Source organism: Paractinoplanes bogorensis, from assembly GCF_018829635.1.
GTDB classification, from domain to species: Bacteria; Actinomycetota; Actinomycetes; order Mycobacteriales; family Micromonosporaceae; genus Actinoplanes; species Actinoplanes bogorensis.
Window position 1 is genome coordinate 107,700 of the sequence record NZ_JAHKKG010000004.1, and the last position, 22,404, is coordinate 130,103.

A 22,404-nucleotide genomic window follows, 5' to 3' on the forward strand; every position below is an offset into this window, starting at 1 on the left:
GCAGCAGAGATCGTTTTCGAGCCCCGGGAGTGACTGAGGATGAGATCCGTAGCCGTCATCGGCGCCGGTGTGTCCGGCCTTACCGCGGCCTATCTGCTGCGGCACGAATGGGACGTGACGCTCTTCGAGGCGGAGACCCGGCTCGGCGGCCATGCGCACACCCACGACCTGCCGGACGGCGGCTCGACCGTCGCCGTCGACTCCGGCTTCATCGTGCACAACGACCGCACCTACCCGCTGCTGCGCCGGCTCTTCGCCGAACTGGGCGTGCCGACCCGGGCCACCGAGATGAGCATGTCGGTGCGCTGCGACGGCTGCGGCCTCGAGTACGCCGGCGCGAAGGGCCCGAGCGGCCTGTTCGCGCGCCGCCCGACCGGCGCCCACCTGGCGATGCTGGCCCAGGTGCCGCTCTTCCACCGGCGGGCCCGGGCGCTGCTCGCGACCGCGGACAACCCGACGCTCGGCGAGTTCCTGGCCCGCGGCCGGTTCTCGGCCCACTTCGTCCGGCACTTCGTCGTGCCTCTGGTGTCGGCGGTCTGGTCCTGCGGTCCCGAGGTCGTCGCCGACTATCCGGCCCGCTACCTGTTCACCTTCCTGTCGCACCACGGGATGCTGTCGGTGACCGGGTCGCCGACCTGGCGGACCGTCACCGGCGGCTCCCGCACCTATGTCGACCTGCTCGCCAAGCACCTGCCGAGGGTGCGGGCGGGTGATCCGGTCACTGCGGTCTCCCGTACGCGGGAAGGGGTCGTGGTCGACGGCTCGAGATTCGATGCCGTCGTCGTCGCCACCCACGCCGACCAGGCGTTGCGGCTTCTCACCGACGCGACCGAGGCGGAGCGGCGGGTGCTCGGGGCGTTCGGCTACTCGCGCAACGAGACAGTGCTGCACACCGATGCGACGATTCTTCCCGTACGGGAGAAGGCCCGCGCCAGCTGGAACTACCGGTTGCCGGGGTGCGCCCCGAGCGCCGGGCCCCCCGTCGTCACGTACGACATGAACCGCCTGCAGGGTCTCGACGCGCGGCGGCACTACCTGGTCACGCTCAACTCGGACCGGGACGGCCTGGCCCGGATGACCTACGAGCACCCGATCTACACCCCGGCGTCGGTCGCCGCCCAGGCCGGCCTGCCCGGGCTCAACGACGGGCGGACGGCGTTCGCCGGGGCGTACCACGGCTGGGGTTTCCACGAGGACGGCTGCCGCAGCGGGGTCGAGGCCGCACGGTCGCTCGGGGTCGTCTGGTGACCGCCCTCTACGAGTGCACGGTCCGGCACACCCGCACCGCGCCGCTGCGGCATGCCTTCGCCTACCGCACCTACCAGTGGCTGGTCGACCTGGACGACCTGCCCCGCGACCGGTGGCTCGCCTCGTTCCGGGCCCGCGACCACTTCGGTGACCCGGACGTGAGCATCCGCCGCAACGTCGAGACCTACCTGGCCGGGCACGGCATCGACCTCGGCGGCGGGCCGGTGCGGATGCTCACCAACGCCCGGGTGTTCGGGCACGTGTTCAATCCGCTGAGCGTCTACTGGTGTCACCGGGCCGACGGCAGTCTCGCCGCCGTGATCGCCGAGGTGCACAACACGTACGGCGGAAGGCACTGCTATCTGCTGCGCACCGATGAGCGGGGCCGGGCCGAGACCGCGAAGACGTTCTACGTCTCACCGTTCAACGACGTGTCCGGCGCCTACCGGCTGACCCTGCCCGAACCCGGAGAGCGGCTGTCGCTGACTGTCGCCCTCGACCGGGACGGCGGCCGTCCCTTCGTCGCGTCGCTGCGCGGACGGCGGCGCCCGGCGACCCGCGCCGGCCTGGTCCGCGCCGCGCTGAAGTACCCCCTCGTCACCGTCGCGGTGTCGATGCGGATCCGGCTCCAGGGCATCCGGCTCTATCTGCGCGGCCTGCCCGTCGTGCCCCGAACGGAAGGTGCCCGATGACCACCGCTCTCGAACCGGCGTTCCCGGTCGTCGACCCGGCCCGCTGGCCCGACGTGGCCGTGCGCCCCCGTGCGACAGTGCGCTCGCAGATGGCCGGGGTGCTGTTCCGCCGGGCCATGGCCCGCTCGGCGGTCCGGGTGCGCTACCCCGACGGCCGGGTGACCGGCACGACCGGCCCGATCCTGGACGTGCGCCGGCCCGAGGCGCTGCTGGCCCGGCTCGGTGCGGCCGGGCTGATCGGCTTCGGCGAGGCCTACCAGGCCGGTGACTGGGACGCCGACGACCTGGTCGGGCTGCTGACCGTGCTGGCCGGCTCGATGGGCACGCTGATCCCGCCGTCGCTGCAGTGGATGCGGCACGTGCACGGGGCGCGGGCGCCACGGGCCGAGCGGAACACGCCGGACGGCTCGCGCCGCAACATCCACCGGCACTACGACCTGTCCAACGACCTGTTCGCGCTGTTCCTGGACGAGTCGATGAGCTATTCGAGCGCGTTGTTCGACCACCCGGGCGAGGACTTCACCACCGCGCAGCACCGCAAGATCGACCGGCTGCTGGACCGCACCGGGGTCACGCTCGGGACCAGGCTGCTGGAGATCGGCACCGGCTGGGGCGAGCTGTCCATCCGGGCGGCCCGGCGCGGTGCCCGGGTGGTGAGCGTGACGCTCTCGGCCGAGCAGCGGGACCTGGCCCTGCGACGGGCCGCCGAGGCCGGCGTGGCCAGCCGGGTCGAGGTGCGGCTGCAGGACTACCGCGAGATCCCGCCGATCGCCGGGGGCTTCGACGCGATCGTCTCGGTCGAGATGGTCGAGGCGGTGGGCGCCGCCTACTGGCCGGTCTACGCCGAAGCGGTCGCCCGTCGTCTCGCGCCCGGCGGCCGGGTCGGCCTGCAGATGATCACCATGGCGCACGACCGGATGCGCACCACCCGCAGCACGTACACCTGGATTCACAAGTACGTGTTCCCCGGCGGCCTGGTCCCGTCGGTGCCGGCCATGGAGGCGGTGTTCGGCCGGGCCGGACTGCGGGTGCACGACCGGCTCGACTTCGGGCTCGACTACGCCGAGACGCTGCGGCGCTGGCGGGCCACCTTCACCGGGCGCTCGGCCGAGGTGGCCGCGCTCGGGTTCGACGCCACGTTCGCCCGGACGTGGAACTTCTACCTGGCCTACTGCGAGGCGGGCTTCGCGGCCCGCTACCTCGACGTCAGCCAGCTCACCCTGGGGCGTGCCGCATGACCGCAACCCTCGCGCTCGGACCCGGCATCGCCGACCGGCTCGCGTCGATCGTCTCGGGCGTGGCCGGAGGCGCTCTTCCCGTACGCATCCGCGCCTGGGACGGCAGCGAGAGCGGCCCGGCCGGCGGCCCGGTGCTGGTGATCCGCGACCGGACCGCGCTGCGCCGCCTGCTGTGGAGCCCGAACGAGCTCGGGCTGGCCCAGGCCTACATCGTCGGCGAGATCGACGTGGAGGGCGACCTCGCCGACGGCCTGCGTCAGGTGTGGCGGCACGCCCGGGCCACCGGGCTGACCGGCGGCGGCGTGAAGGTGGGTCTGGCCGACCGGCTCCGGGCCGCCCGGTCCGTGCTGCGGCTCGGCGTGCTCGGCCCGAAACCGCCCGCGCCCGAGGTGCAGGCGAAACTCGACGGCCGGGTGCACACCCGGGAGCGGGACCGGGCCGCGATCAGCTACCACTACGACCTGTCCAACGACTTCTACCGGATGCTTCTGGACTCGCGGATGGCGTACTCATGCGCCTACTACACCGATCCGGCGATGACGCTGGAGGAGGCCCAGCACGCCAAGCTGGACCTGATCTGCCGCAAGCTCGGGCTGCGGCCGGGCATGCGGATGCTCGACGTCGGCTGCGGCTGGGGCGCGCTGGCCATCCACGCGGCCCGGCACTACGACGTGACGGTCACCGGCGTCACCCTGTCCAAGGAGCAGCGGGCGTACGCCGTCGAGGCGGCCGGCGACCTGCCGGTCGAGTTCCGTCTGCAGGACTACCGCGACGTCGCCGACGGCCCGTACGACGCGATCTCCACCATCGAGATGGGCGAGCACGTCGGCGCGGGCAACTACCCGGTTTTCGCGGCCACCCTGCACCGCCTGCTCGCCCCGCAGGGCCGGTTGCTCGTGCAGCAGATGTCGCGCGGCGCCCACGCGCCCGGCGGCGGAGCGTTCATCGAGTCCTACGTCGCACCCGACATGCACATGCGGCCGGTCGGCGACACCGTCGCCCTGCTCGAACGGGCCGGGCTCGAGGTGCGCGACGTGCACGGGATGCGCGAGCACTACGTTCGTACGGTGGAGGACTGGCTCGACACGCTGGAGCGGCGCTGGGACGAGGTGGTCGCCCTGGTCGGCGAACCCACCGCCCGGGTGTGGCGGCTCTACCTGGTCGGCGGTGCCCTCACCTTCGAGGAGGGGCGGATGGGCGTCGACCAGATCCTGGCCGTACGGCGTACTCCCGAGGGTGTCAGCGGCATGCCGGCGGTCCGATGCTGACGTTGCTGCTCGCGACGGCCGCGGCCGCCCTCGCGGTGCTGGCCGGGGCGTTCGCCGTCGGCGTGGCCCGGGGCATGCACAAGGGCGTGGACGTCGCCTGGGGCCTCGGCTTCGCGGCGGTCGCGGTCACCGCCGCCGCCCTGAACGCCGACCGGCCGATGGCCTGGCTGGTCGCCGCGCTGACCGCGATCTGGGGGGTACGGCTGGCCGTGCACATCGGCCGCAGCGCCCGGCTGCACCCCGGTGAGGACCCGCGCTACGACGAGATGCTCCGCCGCGCGAAGGGCAGCCGCAACGCGTACGCCTTCCGCTCCGTCTACCTGTTGCAGTGGATCACGCTCTGGTTCGTGTCGCTGCCGGTGCAGATCGCCGCCCGCTACGCGCCGCTGACCGCTCTCGCCGCCGTCGGCGTCGTGATCTGGGCCGTCGGCCTGTTCTTCGAGGCGGTCGGCGACCAGCAGCTGGCCCGGTTCCGCGCCGACCCGGCCTCGAAGGGCAAGGTGCTCGACACCGGCCTGTGGCGCTGGACCCGGCATCCCAACTACTTCGGCGACGCCTGCGTCTGGTGGGGACTGTTCGCGCTGGCCGCCCTGCACTGGACCGGCTGGCTGACGGTGCTCTCGCCGTTGCTGATGACGTGGTTCCTGGCCCGCAAGACGGGCAAGCCCCTGATGGAGAAGCATCTCGCCGAGACACGCCCCGGCTATGCCGACTACGTCGCCCGCACCAGCGGCTTCTTCCCGCGTCCGCCGCGCCGCTCCGCCCGGTCGTGACTCAGGTGAGGGCGAGCGCGAACCCCGCGGTCGGGATGGCGAAGAAGATCGACAGGACGGCCAGGCGGGGGATGCTCGGGCGACGGGTCAGGATCGCGTACGCCGTGAACAGCACCGGCACGGTCACAAGCTGGGGCACGAGCGTGCTCCGGGGCACCACCACGTCGGCCGCCGCGCAAGCCACGGCGACGGCCAGCGCTCCGGCCCAGAGGGTCAGCCCGGCCAGATAGGCGGTGCGGGCGCCGAAGCGTACGGCGAAGGTCCGGTCTCCGGCCTGGATGTCGGCGGGCAGATCGGTCACCGTGGTCGGCACGTAGAGCGCGGCCGCGAACAGGAACCCGATCAGCCCGAACTGCCACGGGAAGTCGCCCGGGTCGCGGGTGATGGCCCAGCCCGCGGCCGGGGACGCCACGCCGACGACCAGGGCGTTGACCGTCACGTCCCAGCCGGGGCGGGTCTTGAGGCGCAGCGGGGGAGCGCTGTAGGCCCAGCCCAGCAGCAGCACCGCGGCCACGCCGAGCACGAACAGCGGGCCGACCAGCAGCGCGGTGAGCAGGGCCGCGGCCGCGATCCAGCGGTACCAGCGACCTAACGTGCGGAGATCGACCGTGCCCGTGACCAGGGGTGACGTGGCGCGCCGCGGGTTGAGGCGGTCGCTGGCCAGGTCGTGCCGATCGTTCTGGGCGAGCACCGCGCCCCACACCAGCGGGCCCAGGATCAGCAGCGCGAGCAGGGCCCGGGGCAGGTCGGCGGGGGTGAGCCGGTGGCCGGCCAGGACCATGCCCAGGTACGCCGGCACCCACGAGACGGGCCAGAACCAGGGCCGCGACACGGCGACCATCAGGGTGGCGGTTGTCATGACCGGATCGTCCACCCGGTGTGCTGTCAGCCCGCTGAGGAGAACACTATGTAGCGTGCGCATCGTGCTGATCCGGCAGTTCACCGAGTCCGACTGGCCGCAGGTGTGGGAGATCGTGCGGTCGGTGGTCCGTGCCGCCGACACGTTCACCTACGACCCCGCGATGACCGAGCGCGACGCCCGGGCGATCTGGCTCGAGGCGCCGCCGGGTGAGACGGTGGTGGCGGTCGACGGGGACGAGGTGCTCGGCACGGCGAAGGTCGGTCCCAACCGGGCCGGTCCGGGCGCGCACGTGGCGACCGCCAGCTTCATGGTCGCGCCGCTCAGCCGGGGCCAGGGCGTGGGGACGGCGCTGTGCCGGTTCGCGCTGGAGTGGGCCCGGCAGCACGCGTACGCGGGAATGCAGTTCAATGCCGTGGCCGAGTCGAACCGGGGCGCGGTGGCCGTCTACGAGCGGCTCGGGTTCACCATCGTCGGCACGGTGCCCGGCGCCTTCGCCCACCCGGTGCAGGGGCGGGTCGGGCTGCACATCATGTACGCGGACCTGCGAACGCCCGGCTGAAGGCGCCCCGGATCGGCGCGTCGCCCCGATCGAGAACGGCGAACACCACCTCGTCGAACCACGGCGCCGCCCGCAGCGCCCGCGCGAACACGTCGGCCACCAGCGCCGGGTCGTTGCCGAAGACCCCGCAGCCCCACGCGCCGAGCACCAGCCGCCGGTGACCGTGGGCGGCGGCCACGGCCAGGATCCGGGCGGCTCGCCGTTCGAGGACGGCCGGAACCTGGGGGAGCAGCGCGGGCTGCTCACGGGCGAGGGCGGCCCGGTTGGGGGCGGCCGCGGTGAGGAACGTGACGGCGTACGGGAAATCAAGAAGTTGATCGTTGTCGTCGCGGAACACCGGGACGGCGGGGGAGTAGATGATCCGGTCGGTGTAGAGCAGCTCGGGATGGGCGCGGTGGTAGGCGTAGAACTCGCCGGCCGCGCGCTGGCACGGGTAGAGCGCCGAACTGCGGGCCAGGCTCTCCTCCTGCGCCTGGGCGCCCTTGAGGAACCCGCCGCCCGGACTGCGGGCCGACGCGAAGTTGAGGGCCGCCACATCGCCGCCGAGACGCCGCGCCGCGGCCAGCGTGGTCTCCCCGGTCACCTCGACCCTCGCTGGTGCATCGGCGGTCGAAGGCGTGGGCAGCGCCTCGTCCGGAAGGTAGAGCCGGGTGCCGTCCACGGCTCGCCGGATCTGTTCGCCGAAGTCACCACGCTCGATGACGGCCATCGTCTCCTCGGCGATCGCCCTCAGCCTGTCCCTCATCGGTCCAGACTAGATCGATACGCGCGCGGCGAGTGGCCCGTGATCCGCTTGAAGGCGTTGCTCAGCGCGCTCTCCGAGCCGTAGCCGACCTCGCGCGCGATCAGCGCCACGGTGTCGTCGCCGCGGCGCAGACGGGCCGCGGCCAGCTCGATGCGCCAGCGGGTCAGGTAGTCGAGCGGGGCCTGGCCGACCACCCGCTTGAATCGGGCCGCCAGGGCCGAGCGTGACACCGTGGCCAGCACCGCGAGGTCGGCCACGGTCCAGGCTCGCGCGGGCTCGGCGTGCATGGCGCGCAACGCCGGCCCGGCGATCGGGTCGGCCAGGCCGGCCATCCAGCCGCTCTCCGGCGGGGCGGCCGACAGATGCAGGCGCAGCGCGTGGATCAGCATGACCAGGGCCAGGTGTTCGGTGACCAGGGCCGACCCGAGCGGATGGCCGCGGAGCTCGGCCTCGATCTGCTCGAGCGCCCACCGCATGGCGCTCGCGGCGTCGCTGGCCCCGGGCACGTGGACCACCGCCGGCAGCGCGTCGAGCAGCAGGGCGCCGGCCCGCTCGCCGAAGTCGAACCGGCCGCCGATCAGATAGACGTCGTCGCCCGTTCCGGCCCGCGCGACGTCGGCGCCCGCGAAGACGACCCCGGCCGGGACGGTCGGGAGGGTCAGGTCGCTGGCCAGCACGAACTCGATCGGCCGGGTCAGCAGAAAACAGTCGCCCGGTGCCAGCGCGTAGACGACGTCGCCGGCCAGCAGCAGGCAGTTCCCCCGCCGTACGGCGTTGAACTTCACGGCCGGCGCCGCCGCGAACGCGACCGCCCAGTCACCACCGGCCACGAGCCCGGCCGACAGGCTACTGGCCGTGCCGACGAGGGCCAGGACGTCTTCGAGCGGATCTCCGTGGACGTTCACGCAACTATCGTGGACCCTGAGCCATTCATCGTCCAGTCATCCGCGCGCAGTATGAGCGTATGACAGCGATCCACACCCCGTACGACATGCACACCACCGCCGCCGAGATCCTCACCGGGCTCGACCTGTCCGGCCGGCGCATCCTGATCACCGGTGGCGCATCCGGACTCGGGCGCGCGGCCGCCGACGCCCTGCGCGGAGCCGGGGCCGAGGTCATCGCCCCGACCCGTACGGACCTCGACCTCGCTGACCTGGCGAGCGTCGCCGCCTGCACCGCCGCCCTGGACGGCCCGCTCGACGCGATCATCGCCAACGCCGGCATCATGGCCGTCCCCGAGCGTCGCCTCGCGCCCGGCAGCGGCTGGGAGCTGCAGCTGGCGACCAACTTCCTCGGCCACTTCGCGCTGATCACCGGCCTGCGCGCGCACCTGACCGATGACGCTCGCGTCGTGATGGTGAGCTCGGGCGCCCAGCTGCGGGCCGGCGTCGACCTCGACGACCCGCACTTCACCGCGCGCCCGTACGACCCGTGGGTCGCCTACGCCCAGTCCAAGGCGGCCGAGGTGCTGCTGGCCGTGGCGATCTCCCGCCGCTGGGACGGGATCGCGGCCAACGCCGTCGCTCCCGGCCGCATCCACACCGGACTGCAGCGCCACCTCGACCCCGCGACCATGCGGGCACTGGGCGCGATGGACGCCGATGGCGCGCTGATCCATCCCGACGGCTACAAGACGCCCGGGCAGGGCGCCGCCGGTGAGGTGCTGCTGGCCGTGTCCCCGCTGCTCGCCGGGGTGACGGGGCGCTACTTCGACGAGGACAACCAGGAGGCGGAGGTCGTCGCGGGCGGCCCGGAGCCGACGGCCGGAGTGGCGCAGTGGTCGGTCGACCCGGTGATCGCCGACCGGCTCTGGGATCTGGCCCTCACCGCAGTGTCAGTGGCGCGCTGATCGGTCCCTCGTTGCCGGAACGGTCGAGACCGCTGAGACAGTAGGTCGCCGGGCCCGCGGGCGCCGCCGGGTCGGTCACCTCGGTGCCGGCCCGTCCGGTGGCCACGAGCGCGGCCGCGTCCCCCACGACCCGGTAGAGCGCCCAGCTGGTCGCCTCCGGCGCCTCGGCCTGGAAGCGCACCCCCTTGTCGAAGCGCTCGGCCGACACCAGCCGGGCCGCGGCCGGCGCCTGGTTGGGCAGCCGGGCCATGCGGGGGAGCAGCGCCGGGGTCGCGTAGTGCTTGTCGCGATAGCGGGTGACCGCGCCCAGCCGGTCGGCCCGGATCTGCTTCGCGCTGAAGTGCACCTGACCCTGCACGCCGGCCTGTTCGTTCAGCGTCATCTGGCGGTCGAGCTGGGCCGGGTCGCTCCACGCGCCCGGCTCGCCCACCCGGTAGTCGGCCATCCCGATGTAGAGCTGCACGTCAGTGCCCTTGGTGAGCGCCGTCCACCAGGGCAGCAGCTTGGCGTAGTCGGCCTTGTCGAACCCGATCGTCCAGTACAGCTGGGGCACGATGTAGTCGAGCCAGCCCTGCTGCACCCACTTGCGGGTGTCGGCGTAGATGGCGTCGTACGACTCGAGGCCCTTGCTCCGACTGCCGGCGGGGTCGTTGGCGGAGTTGCGCCAGATGCCGAACGGGCTGATCCCGAACTTCACCCACGGCTTGAGTGCTTTGATCCGCTCGTCCATCTCGCGCACGAGAGTGTCCACATTGTCGCGCCGCCACTGGGCCCGTGATTTTCCTTTCCCGTACGCCGCAAAGCTCGCATCGTCGGGAAAGTCCTGACCGGCCTGGGGATACGGGTAGAAGAAGTCGTCGAAGTGCACGCCGTCGACGTCGTACTTCTGCACCGCCTCGAGCATCGAGTCCTCGACGAACTTGCGGGCGGCCGGGATGCCCGGGTCGAAGTAGAGCCGCGCGGTGTCGCCCTTGGGGTACGAGACGGCCCACTCGCGGTGCTTGATCAGCGGGTGGTTCGGCGCCAGTTTCGTGAAGTCGGCGCCGGGGCCGGCCGGGCCGGGCTGGGTGCCCCGGTAGGGGTTGAACCAGGCGTGGAACTCCAGATTGCGGGCGTGCGCCTCCTTGACCATGTAGTCCATCGGGTCCCACCCGGGCGACTTGCCGTCCCGCTTGCCGGTCAGCCACTCCGACCACGGCGCGTAGGCCGAGGGCCAGAACGCGTCCCCGCTCGGCCGCACGTGCACGAAGATCGCGTTGTGGTTCTGCGCCACGGCCAGGTCGAGCCAGCGCTGGTACTCCGCCTTGACCTGGGCCTCGGGCAGCCCGCGCCGACTCGGGAAGTCGATGTTGGTGACCGTGGTCAGCCACATGCCCCGCAGTTGTCTCGGTGCCTTGACCGGGAGCGTCCCGCAGACTCCCGGTCTGCCCTCAGCAGGGGCCGATGGCCACGGCGCGCCGGCCGCGGGTGCGGGCCGGAAGTTGGCCGCCCGCACCAGCCCGATGCCGAGGACCGCGGTCGCGAACAGGATCGAGGCGAGGGCCAGGGTCAGCCGTACGGGCGGACGGGGAATGCGGGACATCGGCGGCGCTCTCAGAGGACCGTCCGATAGACCGCGAGGGTCTCCTCGGCGATGCGGGCCCAGCTGAACTTGTCGACCGCCCGGCGCCGCCCGGCCAGCCCCATCTCGCGGGCCCGGGCCGGGTCGCTGAGCAGCTCGGTCATGGTGGCCGCGAGGTCGGCGACGAACTTGTCCGGGTCGACCGGCGTGCCCGTGCCGTCCTGCACCTGTTCGATCGGCACCAGCAGCCCGGTCTCGCCGTCGGCCACCACCTCGGGGATGCCGCCGGTCGCCGTCGCGACCACGGCCGTCTCGCAGGCCATGGCCTCGAGGTTGACGATGCCCATGGGCTCGTAGATCGACGGGCAGACGAACACCGTGGCGTGCGTGAGCACCTGGATGACCTGCTGCTTGGGCAGCATCTCCTGCACCCAGATCACGCCCTGGGCGTCGCGGGCGGCGCGCAGCTCGTCGGCCAGCGCCTCGACCTCGGCCGCGATCTCCTTGGTGTCGGGGGCGCCGGCCAGCAGCACGATCTGCGCCTCGGGCGGCAGCGAGCGGCACGCCTTGAGCAGGTAGGGCAGGCCCTTCTGGCGGGTGATCCGGCCGACGAAGACCACGCTGGGGCGGTTGCGGTCGATGCCCAGCCGCTCGATCACGTCGGTGCCCTGGTCGGGCTGGTAGAGCGACGTGTCGATGCCGTTGTAGACGACCTGGATCTTGTCGGGGTCGACCGAGGGGTACGCCGTCAGCACGTCCCGCTTCATGCCACCGGAGACGGCGATGACCGCGTCGGCGCTCTCGATCGCGACCCGCTCGCAGAACGAGGACAGCGCGTAGCCGCCGCCCAGCTGCTCGGCCTTCCACGGCCGCAGCGGCTCGAGGCTGTGCGTGGTGACCACGTGCGGGACGCCGTGCAGCAGCTTGGCCGTGTGCCCGGCGAAGTTCGCGTACCAGGTGTGGCTGTGCACGATGTCGGTGCCCTCGGCGCCCGCGGCGATCTCGAGGTCGACCCCCATGGTGCGCAGTGCCGCGTTGGCCCCGGCCAGCTCGGCCGGCTCCGGATAGGCGGTCACGCCCGGCTCGTCGCGCGGGGCGCCGAAGCAGTGCACCCGCACGTCGGCCAGATCGCGCAGGTCGCGGGTCAGGTATTCCAGATGCACCCCCGCCCCTCCGTACACCTCCGGCGGGTATTCGCGGGAAATCAGGTCTACGCGCAATCTCTCGGCCACGCCCGCAGCCTAATGCCTGATCAGAAGTCTCGCCCCCAGGGACCAAGATCAGTTACCCTGTGCGTCCTCGGGAAGACCATCGCGAGTTTCCCTTCTTCGGCTGGCGCTCCGGCTGGCGGAAAGTTAGCGTCCTTTCATGGCTGTCAAGGTGCTTGCGATCGTTCTGGCCGGTGGTGAAGGTAAGCGCCTGATGCCCCTGACGGCGGACCGGGCCAAGCCCGGCGTCCCGTTCGGCGGCATCTATCGCATGATCGACTTTGTGCTGTCGAATCTTGCCAACGGCGGTTACCTCAAAATGGTCGTCCTGACCCAGTACAAATCCCATTCGCTCGACCGGCACATCTCCAAGACGTGGCGCATGTCGACGCTGCTCGGCAATTACGTCACGCCGGTGCCGGCCCAGCAGCGGCTCGGCCCCCGATGGTTCGCCGGTTCGGCCGACGCCATCTATCAGAGCCTCAACCTGATCAACGACGAGTCGCCCGACTACGTGATCGTGTTCGGCGCCGACCACATCTACCGCATGGACCCGAAGCAGATGGTCAACGACCACATCGCCTCGGGCGCCGCGGTCACCGTCGCCGGCATCCGGCAGCCCAAGTCGATGTCCGACCAGTTCGGCGTCATCGACGTGGCCGAGGACGGCAAGCGCATCAAGGCCTTCCGCGAGAAGCCGAAAGAGGTCGACGGCCTGCCCGACGCCCCCGACGAGATCTACGCGTCGATGGGCAACTACATCTTCACCACGCGCGCCCTGATCGACGCCGTGAAAGAGGACGCGCAGAACCCGGACAGCAAGCACGACATGGGCGGAAACATCATTCCCATGCTGGTCGAGCGTAACGAGGCCAACGTCTACGACTTCCGCGACAACCAGGTGCCCGGCAGCAGCGAACGCGACCGCGGATACTGGCGCGACGTGGGGACGCTCGACTCGTTCTACGAGGCCCACATGGACCTGATCGCGACCGAGCCGATCTTCAACCTCTACAACCATGACTGGCCGATCTTCACCAATTACGGGTCGTGGCCGCCGGCGAAATTCGTGCACGGTTACGACGACCGTCAGGGCCGCGCGATCGAGTCGATGATCTCGCCCGGTGTGGTGGTCTCGGGTGCCCTGGTCGAGCGTTCGGTGATCTCGCCCAACGTCCGGGTCAACTCATGGGCCCACGTCGAGGGTTCGGTGCTGATGGAGGGCGTGTCGGTCGGCCGGCGCGCGATCATCCGCAACGCGATCATCGACAAGAACGTGGCCATCCCCGAGGGCGCGCAGATCGGCGTCGACCTCGACCGTGACCGCAAGCTATACACGGTCTCGGACAACGGAGTGGTGGTCATCGGTAAGGGCCAGAGAGTGGAGCTTTGATTCCGGTTTAAGGGGCGGCTGGCTGGGGTGGTTGGACGGGGAGCTTTAACGGCGCTCTCGTAACGTCTGCGACGGCGTCACTCCGTAGCGGTCGCGGTAGGCCCCGGCGAACCGTCCGAGGTGCGTGAATCCCCAGCGGAACGCCACCTCGGACACGTTCACCTGCCACGGGTCGGAGCGCGACAACTCACCGTGCACGCCGTCGAGGCGTAATCGGCGCAGGTAGGTCAGCGGCGACATGCCGACGTGCTGCCGGAACGACTCCTGCAGGACGCGGACGCCCACGCCGGCGATGGTGGCCAGATCGGCCGCGGTGAACTGGCGCGACGGCTCGGCGTGCATAGCGTCGAGGGTCCTTTTCACCGTACGCGGGCGGTTGGGTCCCCGCATACCGGCCGGCTCCTCGCCGTACGGATGCTCGACCGTCATGGCCAGTCCACTGACCACCATGTCGCGCCACCGGGACGCCATCCGCGGCTGGCCGGACAGACCGTTGCCGCTCAGCACCTCGCCGAAGAGCAGCCGGACCAGTGACACCCAGGTCCGGCCGGGGGCATCGATCACGTTGAAGCTGTCGCCGAGCAGCAGCGGCGTGACGATCTGCTGGTCGAGGGCCGCGTCCAGCTCGCGTTCGAGGGCACCCCGCTCGACCTTGATGCTGAGCAGCCGGCACGACCCGGGCCAGTCGAGCTCGATGTCGCCGATCGGGCGGTAGACGGCGGCCCGCGTCGGGTCGGCCAGCACCACCGTGCCCCGGTGCCGCGAGTGCAGCATGCCGGTCAGCGGGGCGAGCACGTGATAGGACGTCTCGAGGTCGGGGATCGCCACGTGGATGTCGCTGCCGTAGCTGATCTCGCCGACCGTGATCGAGCCGAGGGACACCACGTCGGCCCGGAAGGCGAAGGCGGACCGGTCGCCGACCGGGTCGACCCGCAGGGGTCCGTAGAACATGCGTCGGCAGAACGCCCGGGCCTCGTCCACATCGGTCGTGGCGAGAGAGAACAGTGCGGGCGCGTCCGGTCGGATCTCCAGGCCGCCAACCATGGCGTTCACCCTAGACCCGATCGGACGCGCCCACCCGGTACGCGACCCCTTTGTGTAACCGCCGCGCAGCTCTCTGCAACGAGTCGCCGCTCTCTGCAAGCTAACGCGGTTTTGTGCCGCCCTTCAGGCGGATTGCCGTGCTGTTTTAACGCGGTCTGCCGTGCGGCTTTCCCGCGATCTCCCGCGCGGCTTTCCCGCGATCTCCCGCGCGGGTTTCACGCCGCGGCGACCGTCGCCGGCCAGTGGAACTCGGCGACGCCGCCGCTGGGCACCTCGACCTCGCCGAGCGGCGTGACCGGGTTGTCCCAGACGGTGTAGCGGCCCTCGGGCAGGCTGTCGAGCACCACGCTGAAGCAGACCCCGCCGCGTACGTAGCGGGCGCGGACGGCCGCGTGCGTGCGCCGGGCCGGGTCGTCCACCGGGCTGACCTCGATCTCCCGTCCGTGCATCCGGCCCGGGGTGTTGATGATCAGCGCGCCGATCCCGTTGCCGATGTTGAGCATCACCGTGCCCTGACCGGACGGGGTCATGCTGTGCCAGGAGTGGTCGTGCGTCATGAGGGGTTACCGAATCCGTCGAAGGGCGTGCCCAGGTAGGGGAACTTCTTGAGCAGGCCGGCGCTCGCGTCCTTGATGCTCAGGCCCTGCTCGACCAGCGCGGCCGCGGCGTCCGGCTCGAAGTCCTTCTCGACCAGCGGCAGCGTCACACCCGCGATGGCCCGGATCGAGATCGAGACCACGTCGTCGGCGATCCGCCGCCCGTTCGGGAAGCCGGCCAGGTCGCCGCCGAGCAGGCCGAACTTGCTCGGCTCCTTCGACGGCGGTACCGCGGTGTTGAGCCGCAGCATGTCGGCCTGCACCTCGCCGGTGTTGTTCTGGAAGTTGTCGATCACGCCGTCCGGGATGCCGGTGAGCAGGATCGCGACCAGGTCGGCCCGGGGGTCGCCCTTCTTGTCGCGCGCGGCCAGCTTGTCGAACAGGCCCGGGTAGAGCACCGGCAGCAGCGTCTGCAGTTCGGGCTTCTCGACGAACTGGGCGAACCGCTTGTCCTCGGTCGGGGGCAGACTGTTCCACTTGTCCTTCTCGGCCATCGGCACGATGACCTCGTTGAACAGCGGGTTGCCGAGCCGCGACACCTGCACCTGGGGGCCGACCACGACGTCGTCGTTCTTCTTGTCGCCGTTGCGCACCTGCACCTGGCGCCGGCTGGCCGACGTCCACACGCCGATGACCGCCTCGGGGTCGCGCCCGCGCACCTTCTTCTTCCCGTCCCGGCGTACGGCGGACAGGGGCACCTGGATCGCGATGCTGTGCACGTTCAGCTTGTCGGTGGCGTTGACCGCCTTGCCCGCGTAGTTGAACAGCGTCTGGCCGACGAGGTGCTTGTCCTGGAACGGGCGCAGCGTGCCCAGATCGAAGATCGAACCCAGGTCGACGAAGAACGCGTCGGCGCGCTGACCGGCGAAGACCTTCTCGCCCGACTTCAGCTTGGCCACGGCGTCGGCGGCCAGCCCGTCGTAGTCCGGGATCGACAGCTTGCCGACGTTGCACGGCGGGCAGGGCAGCTTCTTGGCCAGGACCGAGCTTTTCCCGTACGAGTCCACCTTGGTCACCGAGTAGAACTGGCGGCGGTTCCAGTTCTCGCTGTCCAGCGCCTCGATCGGCCCGGTGTTGTACAGGAACGTCTTGTCGTTGCGCAGCTCGGTGCGGAACCGGAACTGGTACGTCAGGTCGGGCCGGGCGTCCCCGTTCGAGTCGATGTGGATCTCGTAGAGCACGTCGTCGCCGAACTCGAAGAAGTTCGGGCCACTGGCCGGGAGCTGCAGCGGGACGTAGTTCGCGATGATCGTCACGGTGTCCGGATCGTCCGGGCTGACGAACGCGTACAGGTCGGAGCTGTCGGCCACCGGGTCCTTGCTGATCTCGGGAGCCTCACGATGCGATGACATGGATTCCCCCTCAGGCCTTGGCCGACTTGAGCAGCTTGGCGGCGAGCTTCTTGTCGGTGAGCGTGCTCTTGGAGCCGCCGACGAACACGTCGAACGTGCCCTTCTCGGCGTCGCGCAGCGACAGGACCAGCGGACCGGCGCCCTTCGGCGTCTCCTCGTTCTCGCCGGCCAGGCTCAGCCCGGCCACACCGGCCACGGAGACACCCACGCCGGCGGTGGCGGCGATCGCCAGAACCCGGCGACGGTTGACGCCTCGCTGACCGTAACGAACTCGGCTCATCTCGGCCTTTCCTCATTCCTTGGGGGGAGGCTGGGAAATTCCTGTGCAATGTCGACGACCATCAGTACGGGGCTTCAACCGTTGTGGTTCAACGGTTTTCGCGTCGTCTGCGAAGAAATGTGCCGGCGCCGGCCCACGCAATAGCCCCGAAACCGAGCAGCAGCGCTCCGGCGACGATCCAGTGACCGAGAGTGACGCGACTGGTGTCGGCCGGCTTGGCTGCGGCCTTCTCCGCGCTGACCGGGTCCAGGGCCGGAGCCGCGGGTGCCGCGCTTGTCGCCGTCACGGCCGGTGCCTTGGTGGGCGACTTGGTGGCCTTTGTCGCCGCAGGCCGGGTGGTGGCCGGAGTCGTCGGCGCGGGTTGCGCGGGCGCGGCGGCCGGGAACACCAGATCCGAGCAGGAGTAGTACGTGTCCGGGGTGCTCGACGTCTCCCACACGATATAGAGGATCTGGCGGCCGGTCCGCTCGGGCAGCTTCGCCTTCATCAGGTACGCCCCGTCGTTCAGATCCGGGTCGGTGACCGCGGCGATCGGCTTGCTGCCCAGGTCGTCCCAGGTCAGGCGCTGCGACGGGTCGTACGAGGAACCGGTCAGGAAGACCCGGAACTCGCCCGCGTGCGGAATCGTCGCCCGGTAGCGGATCGTCAGGGTCTTGCCCGGGGTCACCTTGGTGGCCGGGAAGTCGTCGCGCGGCAGATCGAGCCCCTGGAACGCGTCGAGCCCGCCGCTGCACAGCTTCCCGTCCGGCACGACCTGGCGGTCCTTGCCGTTCACGCCGGCGATGCGCAGGTTGTCGAACTTGCCGAACCCGCCGCCGTTCGCCTTGCGGGCGGCCTTGCAGGCGGCGGTGCCGGTGTCCTCGCCGCCGTCGGCGCAGGCCGCGGTGCGGCTGATCGGCGTCGTCGGTGACCCGTGGGCCTCGGCCCGGTGCGCGCCGCCGATCAGGGCGGCTACGGTCACCGCGAGTGCCGCGGCGGCCAGGCGATCGATTCTCACGTCACAGCAGTACGGAGAATTGGCCTGAGTCGTTCAGCACGTCCGCCGACGGTCGTGACCGAGCGTGTGATTGCATGGCGGGGCTCGATTGTCAACGAATGGAGTTCCCATGGACAAGCCCGACGTCGGCCCGATCGAGGGCGCGCCTCCGGCCGACCTCGTGATCGAGGACATCACCGTCGGCGAGGGGCCCGAGGCTGCGCCCGGCCAGTACGTGAACGTCCACTACGTGGGCGTGGCGCACTCGACCGGCCGCGAGTTCGACGCCTCGTACAACCGTGGCGAGCCCTTCGCCTTCCCGCTCGGCGGCGGCCAGGTCATCGCCGGCTGGGACCAGGGCGTGGCCGGCATGAAGGTCGGCGGCCGTCGCAAGCTGACGATCCCGCCCCACCTGGGCTACGGCGCCCGCGGCGCCGGCGGCGTCATCAAGCCGAACGAGACCCTCGTCTTCGTGGTGGACCTGCTCGGCGTGCAGTGACCCGGACGCGGCGCCGCCGGTACACGGCGGCGCCGCTGTTCTCCGATCAAGCCGCGGTCGCGCCGACGTGTCCGGCCGCGCCGCTGTTGTGCGATCGAGCCGCGGTCGCGCCGATGTGTCCGGCCGCGTCGCTGTTCTGCGATCGAGCCGCGGTCGCGCCGATGTGTCCGGCCGCGTCGCTGTTCTACGATCGAGCCGCGGTCGCGCCGATGTGTCCGGCCGCGTCGCTGTTCTACGATCGAGCCGCGGTCGCGCCGATGTGTCCGGCCGCGCTACGGCGCCCTCCGTCCGGTGAGCTAGATCACTAAGCGCATCTATGCTTGGTCCTCGTGACTCAGGGCGCGCAGCAACCTCCCGGCCCGCGCTGGCACTCGAAGGGCTGGTGGCAGGCCGTCGGCGGCATCGCGGGCGTCATCGCGGCCGTCGTGGCGATCGGCGCCTGGTTGCTGCCCCGCTCGGCCGATGGTGACGACGACCAGGTCCAGCCCCCGCCGCCCACGTCCACGGGTCGGGTCTCCACACCCCCGTCCACCCCACCGCCGTCCACCCCACCGCCGTCGACACCGCCGCCCACGTCGGGGCCGCCCTCGACGCCGCCGGCCACGGACGAACCGACCTCAGGTCCGGAGGGGACGGTCAAGGTCCGCTGGTCCGGCGATTTCCTGATGCACAACGTCACCGGCGTCGACCTCGACCAGCCCCGCCCGACCACGGCGACCGGCCCGAAGGGCAACTGGGACGACGGCGACCTGCAATATTGGAACCCGGAAGCCCGCGACTATGCGCTCTACGCTCAGCCGATGGCCGAGTGGGACGGTCGCTCGGCTCCGAGCTGGGCCGACTGCGACAACGCGCTGGAAACCCTGGCGATCGGCGGAATCGTCCCCGCCGGCGGCGACAAACTCTGCGTGCGTACCACGGGCGGCCGCACCGCTTTCGTGACGATCAAGAGCGCCGAGTACGACAACCTCCGCCTCTCGATCACGGTCTGGGAGACGTAGCCTCGAGCCGCCGCTCCCGGGCCGCGCGGGCGCAGGGTCGTCAGCCTCGCGTCGCCGGCGTTCAGGGGCGGGCGCGCTGTCGTCGTTGTCAGCGGGTGCGTCGCGGACGATCAGGCTCGGGCGGGCGTGCTGTCGTTGTTCAGCGGTGCGTCGCCGGCGTTCAGGGGCGGGCGCGCTGTCGTTGTTGTCGGCGGCGCGTTGCCGGCGTTCAGGCTCGGGCGGGCGCGCTGTCGTTGTTGTCAGCGGCGGCGGTGCGGCGGGCGCGCCGATAGGCGAGCAGCTCGCGGGGTAAGCGGCCGCCGGTGAAGGCCCACAAAGCGATCACCGGATCGCAGATCGCGCAGCCGAACGACGAGTCGTGCAGGGACGGGATCAGCGGGGTGCCGCGCCGGTGGTGCAGGATGTCCCAGGCGGTGTGCAGCAGCCAGCCGATGCCGATGAAGCTCCACGACCGCAGCCCGGCGTAGGCGACCGCGACCATCACGGCGGCGAACGCCAGCTCCCAGAGACCGAAACCTCCTCCGCTGATGTAGGTGCCGCCGGCACCCGCGATGAGCAGCGCGTTGAACCGCTGCCGGTGCGGCTCGGGAACGAAGCTGACGACGGCGATGAAGACCAGCGCGATGACCACCGGCATGACGTAGCGAAGCATGCGCAGAAGCGTAGAAAGGCCCTGACCGGCGCAGAAGCGCCCCGCCTGCCAACTGTCAACGGGATCCCGCCATCGGCCGGCCCCCGACGCCGGAGCTCGCGGACCTCAGCGACCGCCGGCGCCGCAGCTCGCGGGGCGGATCAGCCGTTGGGGCGTTTCTCGATGGCCTGCAGCGACCAGCTGTTGCCGTCGGGATCGCGGAAGTAGACGAAGTCGCCCCAGGCCTGCTGGTCGACCTCGCTGACCTCGATGCCGGCCTCGATCAGCTGGTCGCGCGCCCGGCCGGCGTCGGCCACCACGCACTGGATCTCCTGCGTGCCGGGGGTCTTGTCGGTGATGCCCTCGCCGAGCACGATCGAGCAGGCCGACCCGGGCGGCGTCAGCTGGACGAACCGTAAGCCCTCCTGCACGCGATGGTCGTGGTCGGCGTTGAAGCCCGCCTTTTCGTAGAAGGCCTTGGCCCGGTCGACATCGGTCACCGGCACGGGAATGAGCTCAATCTTCATGTCCATGCCCGACACCGTAGGCCGCGGGTACGACAATTCCTACGGCGTCACCGTGATCACCACGTTGCCGGTCTTGTGGCCACTGTCGACGTGCCGGTGGGCCGCCACCAGGTCGGCCAGGGGATAGGTGCGGTCGATGACCACCTGGAGGCTGCCGTCACCGAGGCGGGCGCTCAGTTCGGCCAGGGCGGCGTGCTTGCGCACCGACATGCCGGTGCGAACCCGGGGCCCGCGGCCGGCCGCCGTGCCCACCGCGAGGGCGCTGTTCACGAGCCCGGTGGTCGGCAGATAACAACCGCGCGGGGTCAGCACCGGGCGGCACCGCGCGAACGAGCTGCGCCCGACCGTGTCGAAGACGACGTCGTAGCGTTCCCCGGCGGCGGTGAAATCCTCGGTGGCGTAGTCGAACACGCGCTCCGCGCCGAGCGACCCGACCAGTTCGGCGTTCCGGGCGCCGCACACCCCGTGCACGACCGTGCCGGCCCGGTGGGCGATTTGCACGGCGTACGTGCCGAGGCTGCCCGAGGCCCCGATCACCAGCACCTTCTGCCCGGCCCGGATCCGCGCCAGGTCGTGCAGGAAGTACCAGGACGTGGTGAACCCGTCGACGGCCGCGGCGGCGCGCGCATAGGTCACCCCGTCCGGGACGGTGGTCATCGAGGCCCGCGCGGACAGGCACTTGAACTCGGCGTTGGCCCCGACCCCGAAGCCGGTGAAGCCGAACACCCGCTCGCCCGGCTGGAATCCGTCCGCCCGCGGGCCGAGCTCGGTCACCTCGCCGGCGAATTCGAGACCCAGCACCCGTACGCCCGCCCGGGGCCGCCGCGGTCCGAGAACGACCCGCCCCCAGCGCGGCTCACCACGGCGCATCCCGCACTCGGCCGAGGTCACCGTGGTCGCGTGGACACGGACGAGAATCTCGTCCCCGCGCGGCCGCGGACGGGGCAGATCGACGGCGCGGAGCACCTCGGGCGGCCCGTACGCGTCGAACATCATGGCTCGCATGCGCCGATGGTCGGGCACCCCCGCTGTGACCCAGCTGAGACTAGGGCGTGTCCCGGGGACCGCGCGGTGCGGTCTGGGCCGGACGGCAGCCCTGGCGGGCCGGAACGGACCCGGTCCGCTCCGGCCCGCGATCGATCCCGTCGTCCCCCGCGACGTCGTCGCGGCCGGAATCGAACGGCTCTCCGAGAGGAGTCATCGGTTCCCCTTGAACTCCGCGCAACCCTTCTCGTCGGGCAGCAGCGGGCGGAAGTTGATGAGGTATTTCTGGCCGTCGGCGGTCCACGGCGTCATCTGGTTGGCCTTCTGGGCCGCGGTCATCACCTTGTCGGCGTCGGCTCCGCTCACCACCACGCAGCCGATCTTGATGCTGGGGTTCAGGTAGTCGCCGGGCAGTGCCGGGCCGGTCCAGGCCATCTCGGTCTGTGCGGGCTCGCCGCCGGCCGGCTTGGTCCACGGGCGGGCGAGCACGGCGAGCGACTCCGGCTCGTAGGCCGCCGAGGCCGACGCACTGTCGCCCGACGAGACCTGCTGCAGCTTCTTGACGTAGGCGGCGAGCTTGGCCCGGGCGCTCTTCTGCGCGTCGCTGAGCATCGGGTCGCCGGCCTGGGCCTCGTTGAGCGCGACGACCGACACCGACTGCCGGCCGACGGTCACGCGGGTGGTCGGGGCGTCGGCGACGTTGGGCTGGCCGAAGTCGGTGCCCGCCGTCACGCCGGCGTCGGCCGCTTCCTTGGTCAGCTGCTGGATCTGCTCGGGGCTGAGCATCAGCACCTGCAGGTTGGGCAGGGCGGGCCCGGGATAGATGGCCGGGACCGGTCCCTCGGTGATGACGCGGCCGTCGGCGTAGATGCTGAGCGCCGGCAGGGTGCCGACCGTGCGGTCCGGCGGGACGAAACCGCCGAAGGACTCGACGCGCGCCACGAGCTCGTCACCGCTCTGGGGGGAGGCGGAGGAGCTCTCGGGCGTGGCCGGACCGGGCGCGCCCGCGCTGGTGCCGGGCTGCGCGCACGCGGCGAGCAGGAACAGGGGAACGGCGGCGGCGATCAGGGAGCCGCGGAGACGAGTCATGTCCGTTCAGACGATGCGGATCCGTC

25 protein-coding genes are annotated in these 22,404 nt (G+C 71.2%); 10 read left to right on the top strand and 15 right to left on the bottom strand.

What is annotated here, in order from left to right; all coding sequences use genetic code 11:
• Positions 1 to 39: 39 nt before the first annotated feature.
• The 5 genes from KOI35_RS12310 to KOI35_RS12330 are packed head-to-tail and all read left to right on the top strand — an operon-like array spanning position 40 to position 5,219.
• Positions 40 to 1,248 carry an NAD(P)/FAD-dependent oxidoreductase gene (locus KOI35_RS12310; RefSeq protein ID WP_215786766.1) on the top strand — a complete coding sequence of 403 codons (1,209 nt, stop codon included), beginning with the start codon at positions 40 to 42 and terminating at the stop codon, positions 1,246 to 1,248.
• Positions 1,245 to 1,940: a DUF1365 domain-containing protein gene (locus tag KOI35_RS12315; RefSeq protein ID WP_215786768.1), complete on the top strand. Its 696-nt coding sequence runs from the start codon at positions 1,245 to 1,247 to the stop codon at positions 1,938 to 1,940. The genes KOI35_RS12310 and KOI35_RS12315 overlap by 4 nt, the downstream gene beginning before the upstream one ends.
• Entirely contained in the window at positions 1,937 to 3,178 is a 1,242-nt protein-coding gene (locus tag KOI35_RS12320) for an SAM-dependent methyltransferase (RefSeq protein ID WP_246613032.1), read from the top strand. Before KOI35_RS12315 ends, KOI35_RS12320 begins: the two co-directional genes overlap by 4 nt.
• Entirely contained in the window at positions 3,175 to 4,446 is a 1,272-nt protein-coding gene (locus KOI35_RS12325; protein WP_215786770.1) for a class I SAM-dependent methyltransferase, read from the top strand. The genes KOI35_RS12320 and KOI35_RS12325 overlap by 4 nt, the downstream gene beginning before the upstream one ends.
• Positions 4,440 to 5,219: a DUF1295 domain-containing protein gene (locus KOI35_RS12330; RefSeq protein ID WP_215786772.1), complete on the top strand. Its 780-nt coding sequence runs from the start codon at positions 4,440 to 4,442 to the stop codon at positions 5,217 to 5,219. The genes KOI35_RS12325 and KOI35_RS12330 overlap by 7 nt, the downstream gene beginning before the upstream one ends.
• Position 5,220: 1 nt before the next feature.
• Here KOI35_RS12330 and KOI35_RS12335 read toward each other — a convergent pair whose 3' ends face one another.
• Positions 5,221 to 6,078 carry a UbiA prenyltransferase family protein gene (locus KOI35_RS12335; RefSeq protein ID WP_215786774.1) on the bottom strand — a complete coding sequence of 286 codons (858 nt, stop codon included), beginning with the start codon at positions 6,076 to 6,078 and terminating at the stop codon, positions 5,221 to 5,223.
• 64 nt (positions 6,079 to 6,142) lie between these two features.
• On the opposite strand from KOI35_RS12335, the gene KOI35_RS12340 reads away from it, so the two are divergent.
• A complete protein-coding gene (locus KOI35_RS12340) occupies positions 6,143 to 6,640 on the top strand; it encodes a GNAT family N-acetyltransferase (protein ID WP_215787920.1) in 498 nt (165 codons plus the stop codon).
• On the opposite strand, the gene KOI35_RS12345 is transcribed toward KOI35_RS12340, so the two are convergent.
• Positions 6,609 to 7,385 carry a TIGR02452 family protein gene (locus KOI35_RS12345; protein ID WP_215786776.1) on the bottom strand — a complete coding sequence of 259 codons (777 nt, stop codon included), beginning with the start codon at positions 7,383 to 7,385 and terminating at the stop codon, positions 6,609 to 6,611. The two genes, KOI35_RS12340 and KOI35_RS12345, sit on opposite strands and share 32 nt — an antisense overlap.
• Complete coding sequence (locus KOI35_RS12350) at positions 7,382 to 8,290, bottom strand: AraC family transcriptional regulator (protein WP_215786777.1); 909 nt, start codon at positions 8,288 to 8,290, stop codon at positions 7,382 to 7,384. Before KOI35_RS12350 ends, KOI35_RS12345 begins: the two co-directional genes overlap by 4 nt.
• Positions 8,291 to 8,349: 59 nt before the next feature.
• On the opposite strand from KOI35_RS12350, the gene KOI35_RS12355 reads away from it, so the two are divergent.
• Positions 8,350 to 9,237, top strand: coding sequence for an SDR family NAD(P)-dependent oxidoreductase (locus KOI35_RS12355; RefSeq protein WP_215786779.1), 888 nt, complete (start codon positions 8,350 to 8,352; stop codon positions 9,235 to 9,237).
• Here KOI35_RS12355 and KOI35_RS12360 read toward each other — a convergent pair.
• Both KOI35_RS12360 and glgA read right to left on the bottom strand, forming a co-directional pair.
• Positions 9,212 to 10,819 carry a glycoside hydrolase family 10-like protein gene (locus KOI35_RS12360; RefSeq protein WP_215786781.1) on the bottom strand — a complete coding sequence of 536 codons (1,608 nt, stop codon included), beginning with the start codon at positions 10,817 to 10,819 and terminating at the stop codon, positions 9,212 to 9,214. The genes KOI35_RS12355 and KOI35_RS12360 overlap by 26 nt on opposite strands.
• Positions 10,820 to 10,830: 11 nt before the next feature.
• Entirely contained in the window at positions 10,831 to 12,030 is a 1,200-nt protein-coding gene (gene glgA / locus KOI35_RS12365) for a glycogen synthase (protein WP_308120924.1), read from the bottom strand.
• A 136-nt stretch (positions 12,031 to 12,166) separates the two neighbouring features.
• Between glgA and glgC the strand changes: the two genes are divergently transcribed.
• A complete protein-coding gene (gene glgC / locus KOI35_RS12370) occupies positions 12,167 to 13,399 on the top strand; it encodes a glucose-1-phosphate adenylyltransferase (protein WP_215786783.1) in 1,233 nt (410 codons plus the stop codon).
• Positions 13,400 to 13,444: 45 nt separating this feature from the next.
• Here the strand turns inward: glgC and KOI35_RS12375 are convergent, their stop codons facing one another.
• From KOI35_RS12375 to KOI35_RS12395, 5 genes are all read right to left on the bottom strand, one after another.
• A complete protein-coding gene (locus KOI35_RS12375) occupies positions 13,445 to 14,443 on the bottom strand; it encodes an AraC family transcriptional regulator (RefSeq protein ID WP_215786784.1) in 999 nt (332 codons plus the stop codon).
• A gap of 215 nt (positions 14,444 to 14,658) precedes the next feature.
• Entirely contained in the window at positions 14,659 to 15,000 is a 342-nt protein-coding gene (locus KOI35_RS12380) for a phospholipase (protein WP_215786786.1), read from the bottom strand.
• The gene (locus KOI35_RS12385; protein ID WP_215786788.1) at positions 14,997 to 16,391 is read right to left on the bottom strand and encodes a DUF4331 domain-containing protein; all 1,395 of its coding nucleotides are present in this window, start codon (positions 16,389 to 16,391) and stop codon (positions 14,997 to 14,999) included. Before KOI35_RS12385 ends, KOI35_RS12380 begins: the two co-directional genes overlap by 4 nt.
• 10 nt (positions 16,392 to 16,401) lie before the next feature.
• Entirely contained in the window at positions 16,402 to 16,671 is a 270-nt protein-coding gene (locus KOI35_RS12390; RefSeq protein WP_215786790.1) for a hypothetical protein, read from the bottom strand.
• A gap of 88 nt (positions 16,672 to 16,759) precedes the next feature.
• Positions 16,760 to 17,668: a lytic polysaccharide monooxygenase gene (locus tag KOI35_RS12395; protein WP_215786792.1), complete on the bottom strand. Its 909-nt coding sequence runs from the start codon at positions 17,666 to 17,668 to the stop codon at positions 16,760 to 16,762.
• 109 nt (positions 17,669 to 17,777) lie between these two features.
• Here KOI35_RS12395 and KOI35_RS12400 point away from each other — a divergent pair, with 109 nt between their 5' ends.
• Positions 17,778 to 18,146 carry an FKBP-type peptidyl-prolyl cis-trans isomerase gene (locus tag KOI35_RS12400; protein WP_215786793.1) on the top strand — a complete coding sequence of 123 codons (369 nt, stop codon included), beginning with the start codon at positions 17,778 to 17,780 and terminating at the stop codon, positions 18,144 to 18,146.
• 329 nt (positions 18,147 to 18,475) lie between these two features.
• Positions 18,476 to 19,147, top strand: a complete 672-nt coding sequence (locus tag KOI35_RS12405; protein WP_215786795.1) for a hypothetical protein — start codon at positions 18,476 to 18,478, stop codon at positions 19,145 to 19,147.
• 208 nt (positions 19,148 to 19,355) lie between these two features.
• On the opposite strand, the gene KOI35_RS12410 is transcribed toward KOI35_RS12405, so the two are convergent.
• The 5 genes from KOI35_RS12410 to KOI35_RS12430 all read right to left on the bottom strand — a co-directional run bounded on the left by KOI35_RS12410 (position 19,356) and on the right by KOI35_RS12430 (position 22,378).
• Entirely contained in the window at positions 19,356 to 19,799 is a 444-nt protein-coding gene (locus KOI35_RS12410; RefSeq protein ID WP_215786797.1) for a DUF6010 family protein, read from the bottom strand.
• A gap of 140 nt (positions 19,800 to 19,939) precedes the next feature.
• Complete coding sequence (locus tag KOI35_RS12415; protein WP_215786799.1) at positions 19,940 to 20,311, bottom strand: VOC family protein; 372 nt, start codon at positions 20,309 to 20,311, stop codon at positions 19,940 to 19,942.
• Positions 20,312 to 20,344: 33 nt separating this feature from the next.
• A complete protein-coding gene (locus KOI35_RS12420; RefSeq protein WP_215786801.1) occupies positions 20,345 to 21,310 on the bottom strand; it encodes an NAD(P)-dependent alcohol dehydrogenase in 966 nt (321 codons plus the stop codon).
• A gap of 40 nt (positions 21,311 to 21,350) precedes the next feature.
• On the bottom strand, positions 21,351 to 21,506 hold the full coding sequence (locus KOI35_RS12425) for a hypothetical protein (protein ID WP_215786803.1): 156 nt from the start codon (positions 21,504 to 21,506) through the stop codon (positions 21,351 to 21,353).
• Positions 21,503 to 22,378, bottom strand: a complete 876-nt coding sequence (locus KOI35_RS12430) for a hypothetical protein (protein WP_215786804.1) — start codon at positions 22,376 to 22,378, stop codon at positions 21,503 to 21,505. Before KOI35_RS12430 ends, KOI35_RS12425 begins: the two co-directional genes overlap by 4 nt.
• Positions 22,379 to 22,404: the final 26 nt, after the last annotated feature.